Consider the following 209-nt stretch of genomic DNA (forward strand, 5'->3'; position numbering starts at 1 on the left):
TGAGGTAATTTTGCAGCTTGTAAAATTAACGAAGGATTGGTTGTTGCATCAACCGGTTGTAGGGCTTTGATTGACTCTACATCGCCACTGTCGGCAACGACCGTGGTTACTTTTTTGAGTTGTTCTAACAAGTTCATAATGATGTACGCCTCGGCTTTAAAACCGAGGCGATGTCCTTATACGTAGCGGTTAACAATATTCTCAAGCAG

General features: G+C 42.6%; 1 pseudogene. It reads right to left on the minus strand.

Annotation, left to right across the window (positions count from 1 at the left end):
• Positions 1-140: pseudogene (locus H5161_RS19975) on the minus strand (transaldolase family protein); the annotation flags it as partial.
• Positions 141-209 lie beyond the last annotated feature (69 nt).

It is taken from the genome of Pseudoalteromonas sp. SG43-5, from assembly GCF_014164345.1.
Lineage (GTDB): Bacteria > Pseudomonadota > Gammaproteobacteria > Enterobacterales > Alteromonadaceae > Pseudoalteromonas > Pseudoalteromonas distincta.